The organism is Deltaproteobacteria bacterium (assembly GCA_016874775.1).
Lineage (GTDB): Bacteria > Desulfobacterota > Binatia > Bin18 > Bin18 > VGTJ01.
The window spans coordinates 20335-27484 of record VGTJ01000074.1 but is presented as its reverse complement, the minus strand read 5'-3'; the positions used below and the strand labels follow the sequence as shown (position 1 = coordinate 27484).

Sequence of the window (7150 nt, the reverse complement as noted above, 5' to 3'; positions counted from 1 at the left end):
CCTGCACTGGGTGTTAGATGTCGTGTTTCGCGAAGATGCCCGCCGGGTCTATGATCGCACGACGGCGGAGAACCGGGCGTTCCTCAACCGCTTGGCCGTCTCGCTCTTACGCGGGGACCCCGGCAAAAAGGTTCGCTCAAAGTTAAGCGCAAACGCCCAGGCTGGCACCTGTCCTACCTCGCCCAACTCCTCGGGTTTCCCTGCACTTGAAGCGCGTTTTCCGTGCGGTCCCTTTGGGAGGGAATCTTGACCATGCACCTGCTGTTCCGACCTGAGAATGCCCATGTGATCCCTACTGGTGGGGGCAATGTCCTGGTCGCCGCCAAGAGTATGTCGCTGTTTGTGATGGACCCGATTGCGGATGCTCTCTTGAAGTATGCAGAAACGCATAAGCGGATGACCGAAGAGGAACTCGTCAAATCGCTTGGCGAGCGGTTCTCTCCCGTTGGAATTACGGAAACGCTGAAAGAGTTGCTACGGTTACATGTTTTTGTGACCGAACAGCCGCAGTTCAAACCGATTCGCCCCATTGTTGATGTTGAGCGCTTCCCACTAGGATCGTTGGTGCTGAACGTGGCCAACAAGTGTAACCTGCACTGTTCGTATTGCTACGAACCGGAGGGCGCAAAGTATAGTGCTTCACCTGTACAGATGGATTGGGACACGGCGCGACAGAGTGTCGATTTTCTCTTTCACAAAGCTGGTGGAAACCGTGAAGTGAGTATCTGCTTTTTTGGTGGCGAGGCTTTGCTCAACTTCAAGTTGCTTCGTGCGGTAGTCGCCTATGCCGAAGAGACCGCACAGCAACGGGAGAAAAAAGTCGATTTTTCTTTGACGACCAATGCGACGTTGTTGACTGATGAAATGATCGATTTCTTTCAGACGCATCGCGTGGGGATCACTATCAGTATCGATGGTCCACAAGACTTGCATGATAAGCGGCGATTTTCTCTTACGGCACGAGGTGAACGTAAGGGGTCTTACGAACAGGTGGTCTCACGTGTGAAGCGGTTGTTCGACCGCTATACCGCGCGCCCAGTAGTTGCGCGGGTCACAGTTACGAAAGGGACAGTTGAAATTGCACGCATTTATGAACATCTGTCGCAGCTCGGCTTCTTTGAGGTAGGGTTCTCACCAGTGACGGCAAAAAGTGGGGAAGCGTACGGACTTGAACCAGCTGACCTGCGGAACGTACTCGCAGGGTTTCGTGAACTTGGGCAGGTGTACATTGCCCGTGCCTTACAGAACGAATACACCGGGTTTTCTAATCTCAGTACTATGCTCACTGACTTATACACCGGAACAAACAAGCTGTTTCCTTGTGGTGCGGGGCTTGGCTTACTTGACGTTGATGGGAACGGTGATGTGTACCTTTGTCATCGTTTCCCTGGCTCTGCAGAGCACCAATATGGCAACGTGAAGACTGGCCTGGCCTACGATCGGTTAAACGAGTTTGTTAACAGCGCCCATGTCGAGAATAAGCCGGTATGCCAGACGTGTTGGATTCGTGGTCTCTGTGGGGGTGGCTGTTATCATGAAGCCTACACCCAATTCGGTGACGGAGCGCTGCCCAACCTGCATTACTGTGATTTCCTGAGGGAGTGGACTGAGTACGGCATTCGGGTCTATATGGAATTGCAAGAAAAAAATCCTGGATTTGTGGAAAACTACGTGCTACGGGGGAGAGGGGACGCGCCAAGGGAATTGACGTGAGAAGTAATACGTAAAACGTAAAAAGAGAGTGGGGTGGTTACGGATTACGCATTACGTTTTACGTTATGAAAGCTACAGTGAGGAAAACAGAAAATTAAGGAGCATAGCCATGAAACACCTCAAAGCTGCGAACCACAAGGCAGAACTGGTTGAGAAGGTACAAGAAGCGCAAGAAGACGTCGTTGGTATGGCCATGCCTGCGGGGTGTACGACGATCTTCAATCCGGGGTGGGAAGCGAATATGTGGGGTGGAGTGAACGGTATGTGTGCACCAATGGAGGCTGACCTCCTGAGTTGCGCCAACATGTGTTGGTGGCCCGCTCAGGTGCCTGATAGTTTACAAAGCTCACCGGAATGGGCCAAAGCCTGCTCGGGAATGAACCAAGAAGACTGGAAAAATTTCGAGATCATTTTTCCGAAGACGAACTGAGCGCGAACCGCGTGTTGCGTAGAACGTGGTACGTGAAGACGAGGAACGTATCACGCCGCACGTAACACGTGACATGCTTAGGAGACTGCTGTGACCTATAAACGTTACTTGCTGTTCATGCTCGTTCTGTTTGCCGTTCCTAATTCTGCCTGGGCTAAATGGTATCTCCTCGCTTCGGTTCATCCGAACAATCTTGTGGTCATCGACACTGAGACCGACAAGATTACCAAGAACATCCAGCTTGAAGGGCGCGGACCGTCAATGAACATTGCGCCCAATCCGAAGAATCCACAGTTTGCCTATGTCGTCAATGAACTGGCGCAGAACATCGCGCTTGTCGATCTTGATGAAGGCAAACAAGTCACGAGCTTTCCGCTTTCAAGCGGCAATGAGGTTGTTCGCACAATGGCAATCGACGTGAATGCGCAAGGCACTCGCCTGTTTGTGCACGAGATGCCGGTGAAACGTGAGCCCGGCAAATTTGCTGCCCAGCCCAACCGCATACGGGTGATTGACCTAAAAACCAACAAGACTGAGCGCGTGATTCCTGCTCCGCGTCAAGTCATGTCGCTCGCGACGTCCAAAGACGGGAAGCGACTTTACGTCTTTAGCATTGGTCAGGATATCTTCGTCTATGACGTCGAGCGGGGAACTCAGCTCGCCAGCATACCGCTCGTGAACCGGAACATCACTGGTATTGCTCGGACCGATGGGCTCCCTGCGTGGAACCCGTACCAAGAGAATAATTATCTCTTGTCGTTTGGCATTGTGACGACGGATACGTTTACCGGGCAAATGACCGTCGGGATTGCCTCTCTCGACTTGAATGACGCCAATCCAGAGTTGAAAACTTCTGAGTTGCAACCCTTTACGGCGGAAAATTACAACCTCACCGGACTGCAATCGGCAAAGACCAATCAGGTCTATTTCAGCTATAACAATCTGTGGAAAGTTGATCCGAAAACCCGCAAAATGCTGAGCGCGGAACTCTCGAATACCTATTTTGTCCCGATGCTCCATCCAGAGGGGAAAAAGGTCTACTGCGGAGCAAACTGGCACGACATCGCCGTTTTCGATGCGGAAACGCTCAAGCCAATCACCAAGATTGCGCTTGGTCATTCGCAAACCGGAAGCGGAAACGATCTGCGGTTTATCAATCGGTGATGAACACCTGCCGACCTCCCAAGCTCTCACGCCGTCACCTTCTCCAAGCCGCAGCGGCGCTTTCGTTCGGACAGGTGACAATGCGTGGGGCCGCACATGCCGAAACACCTCCAACGTCAACTGTTCCGACGAGCTTCGCTGATGTCGTGCGCCGTCGCGCCATGATCCGCGCATACAAAAGCGATGCGGTTCCTGAAGAGAAAATTCAGCAGCTCCTCAAGTATGCCGTGCGTGCTCCGAGCGGGGGGAATCTCCAGCCGTGGGAATTCGTCGTGGTGAAAAGTCCGGACGTGCGCGCCCAGCTTGCTAGAGCAGCTATGGGTCACTCCGCCGTTGCTACGGCTCCGGTTATCATTGCGACCTGTGCCGACATCCAACGTGCAGGCAGTGGGCACGGCGCTCGCGGGTCGTTTGTCAGCCTTATTGATACCGCCTTTGCCTCGTTATTGATTCTGCTCGGTGCGGTCGAGCAAGGACTCGGCGCATGTTTTGTTGCTTCCTACAATGCGGAAGAGGTCGCAAAACTGTTTGCCTTGCCTGAACACATTCGTCCAGTGGGACTCATCACGATCGGCTACCCAGCCGAGACGCCACGAAAACCTCCGACGAAGAAGATTCCATTGAAGAAATTAGTGCACGTGGATAAGTGGTGAACTGAGACGAGCAATCCTGGACAGCGACGACCCTATGCACTTCCTTGTTTCCGGTGGGGCTTCACGCTATATGGTCCACGCAGTGATGCTCATGGCGACATGAGTGCCACGTCAGGTCGCGAGAGAAAGAAGGAGGACCGGAATGTCGAAGCAGTGGCTTACGCTCTTCTTCATCTGCACGGGGATACATGGACAGCTCGTCTATGCCGACCTCTCTGCAACGGTGATACAGAGCATGTTTCACCCATACGAACAAGACAAACAAGTAGTGAGTGGATTCGCTCCTAGAACGTCTATATCGAAAGACTCATGGGAGTCGGCAAAAGAGCACTTGCCGCCAGAGATTCTCGACCGCGTAAAATCAGGGGAACTCTCTTTTTCTGTGCAAGCAACGACGAATCTTCCTGTGAGTGAAGAATACATTCGAGCGACTAAACAGTATGCTGGACAGGTGCGCCTTGGTGCTAATGGGGAACTTGAGGGATACGTGGCAGGACTCCCGTTCCCCGTTCTTGATCCTGCGGACGCACAGTCTGGGATGAAAGCAGCTTGGAATCTGCGCCACCGTGACTTCGGTGACGTGATGCAAGTGTGGAACTCCTTTCGTCTGGTAACTGAGTCAGGATCAGCGGAACGAGAAATTGAGAACTACTATGTGGTGCACTATGGCATGCACCGTCCACAGAGTAACGGAACGAATCCCAATAAATGGGAGAGTGACGGTATTCTCTATAAGGAGTTCTTTCATATCCTTGCCCCGTTTGATTTGAAGAATTCGATGAGCCTCAAGCTCCGCTATGCACGGGACAATGTCAACGATGATAACTGGTTGTATACTCCAGCGAGTCGAAAAATTCGCAAGATGATTATCAAACAAGATGAAGCGTCATATGACTCAGGTTTTCTCAATGAAGATTTTTTCGGGTACTGGGGATATGTCCGTGCGTGTAACTGGAAGTTACTAGGATCACGACGCATGCTGGCCCCTGTTGGTGCGAAATCGGTGAGTGCGACGTTTGGTGGCCGTGGAAATTGGTACCCGGTCGATCCATGGGAACTGCGAGAAATGCTTGTCCTCGAATGTACGCCGGTGGCAAGTCGACATATGTATAGCAAACGCGTGATCTATATCGACCAACAAATGTTCGTCCCTGTCTACGTCCTGTTCTACGATCAAGAGGGAAAACATCAGAAGACCCTTTTTGAACTCTACGGAAACCCGAAATTCAACCCTGGGAACGAACACGTCCGTGTTCCTGTATGGGTAGGGGAGTCGATGGTCGACTATGAAGAACAACTCGGCTCGATGACGGTGGTGAGCAAGACGCTCTACAATACCCCTCTCCCGGATGATTTCTTTAATCTCGATCGGATCATGGCCCGTGGGCAGTGAAGCGGGCAAGTCAAAAGTCTCATTGCAAAAGTCAAAGCTGATGAACAACAACCGAATTGACACGCGAAATACTCACCTGAAGCGTGTTTTTTTTCAACCATTCGTTTATTCGCCTATTTCCCCACTTCTCTTCTTTTCAATTCTCGTCTTTGCCTTTCCCTCGACGAGTGCAGCGGATTTTCGCTACGGCCCGATGTCGTTATCGGGCAATGTACAGACCCAGCAGATTTTCCGTCACCCCGAGCCAGAAAAGTGGTCGATCATTCAACAACGCAATGTTGTTCGCTTACGGCTAGAGTATGACTGGATTCAAGACGGACAAGCCTTTGGCTATCTGTCGGTCCCCTGGATTCGCCGCGCTCGTTTTGCCGGCCTCTACCGCGGCTCCTACGATAGTATCTACGACTTCCTTCCTGGGCCTCGGCAGGAAGTATTCCCGTACCAAGGAAGAACGCGACGTGATGGTAAATTGTCAGATCTCACTCAAGGTGCTGCCCACGCCCTCCGGTTTGAGAGCATCTTTCGTGAAGCGTATAGCGATATTGAGTTCGCTGATATTCCGTTGTCACTACGGCTTGGCCGACAGATGGTGGTGTGGGGAGAGTCAGACAATTTGCGCATGTTGGACCGCACCAACGCATTAGATACGACCTGGCATGCTGGTGGGCTTGGCGTTGAGACATGGGATGATCTTCGTATTCCGTATTGGACGATTAAGGGGACGTACAGCTTTGGTCGCCTCGGCCCACTGATTGATACTTACCTGGAAACCTATTGGGTACCTGGGCACTGGGTTCCGGCCAAGATTGGCTTTTTACCTGGACGTCCATGGGGATTTCCAGCGACGAATCCATTCGTTGGGAGTCCGACCGGTGGGAACTTCAAGTTGCTCAATGGCACAGTATTGGGGAGGCGAGGTGACTATGCGAAGAACCCAGGCGAGAATAGCCAGGTAGGCGTGCGCTTTGGTGCGATGACACCACAAGGACTTACCTTCACGTTCAATTATCTGTACCAGCGCCTGTCGCAAGATGATGGGATGAACACCACAAGTCTGCGCGGACGAAACAGCTGTCTCCGAGGAACGTTAACCTGCCCTACGCTAGGTGATGTGGCCTTGGCCAACACGCGCCTCCTTGAACAGGGGATTTTGCCTGCCGAAGCATACTATCCCTATACTCACACCTTAGGCATCTCTGCCAGTTATGCTGATAGTCGCTATACTGAAGGTGTCTGGCGTATGGAGATGATCTATGAGTTTGGTAAACCGTTTGCTGACAAACGCAAACCGATTTTCATCCTTGATGCAAATGGCGCGTCGGTTCCGAGTGGTTTTCTTGGTGTGAAGAAGAGTGATGCCTGGCAGGGGTTCGTTGGCTTTGACCGGCCAACCTGGATTCGCGCCTTGAATCGGCGAACGACATTTTTCGTTACTTCGCAACTGTTCTGGCAATACATTCCAGAAGGGGCCTCACGCTTCCAAGGACAAATCTCGTCTACTGATAAAGTTCGCAATTGGGAAGTGGTCGGTACCTTGGCGGCAAGCTCGGTATATATGCGAGGCACGCTGCTACCACTGGCATTCGTCGTTATTGACCCGGTCAATCGTTTCAGCAGCCAGTTTACGTGGATTGTCGACTACTATGTCACTCCAAGTGTTATCGTGCGCCTTGCGCAGAGTTACTTCTTTGTCCCAGGGTATGGCGGGAAAGTCGATGAAACATGGGGGCTGGGAGGCTTGTATGGTCGTCGTGATGAAACGGTATTACGCTTGACCTATCAGTTCTAAAAAGGAGG

6 protein-coding genes are annotated in these 7150 nt (G+C 52.0%); all 6 read left to right on the top strand.

Features of this window, described 5'->3' with window-relative positions:
- Nucleotides 1–252: 252 nt before the first annotated feature.
- The 6 genes from peaB to FJ147_13900 all read left to right on the top strand — a co-directional run bounded on the left by peaB (nt 253) and on the right by FJ147_13900 (nt 7142).
- On the top strand, nt 253–1713 hold the full coding sequence (gene peaB, locus FJ147_13925) for a quinohemoprotein amine dehydrogenase maturation protein (protein ID MBM4256981.1): 1461 nt from the start codon (nt 253–255) through the stop codon (nt 1711–1713).
- 109 nt (nt 1714–1822) lie between these two features.
- Nucleotides 1823–2143: a quinohemoprotein amine dehydrogenase gene (locus FJ147_13920; protein MBM4256980.1), complete on the top strand. Its 321-nt coding sequence runs from the start codon at nt 1823–1825 to the stop codon at nt 2141–2143.
- A gap of 90 nt (nt 2144–2233) precedes the next feature.
- Complete coding sequence (locus FJ147_13915; GenBank protein ID MBM4256979.1) at nt 2234–3307, top strand: hypothetical protein; 1074 nt, start codon at nt 2234–2236, stop codon at nt 3305–3307.
- Entirely contained in the window at nt 3307–3960 is a 654-nt protein-coding gene (locus FJ147_13910) for a nitroreductase family protein (GenBank protein MBM4256978.1), read from the top strand. Before FJ147_13915 ends, FJ147_13910 begins: the two co-directional genes overlap by 1 nt.
- A gap of 142 nt (nt 3961–4102) precedes the next feature.
- Nucleotides 4103–5353, top strand: coding sequence for a DUF1329 domain-containing protein (locus FJ147_13905; GenBank protein ID MBM4256977.1), 1251 nt, complete (start codon nt 4103–4105; stop codon nt 5351–5353).
- A gap of 40 nt (nt 5354–5393) precedes the next feature.
- Complete coding sequence (locus tag FJ147_13900; protein ID MBM4256976.1) at nt 5394–7142, top strand: DUF1302 domain-containing protein; 1749 nt, start codon at nt 5394–5396, stop codon at nt 7140–7142.
- The last annotated feature ends 8 nt before the right edge of the window (nt 7143–7150 follow it).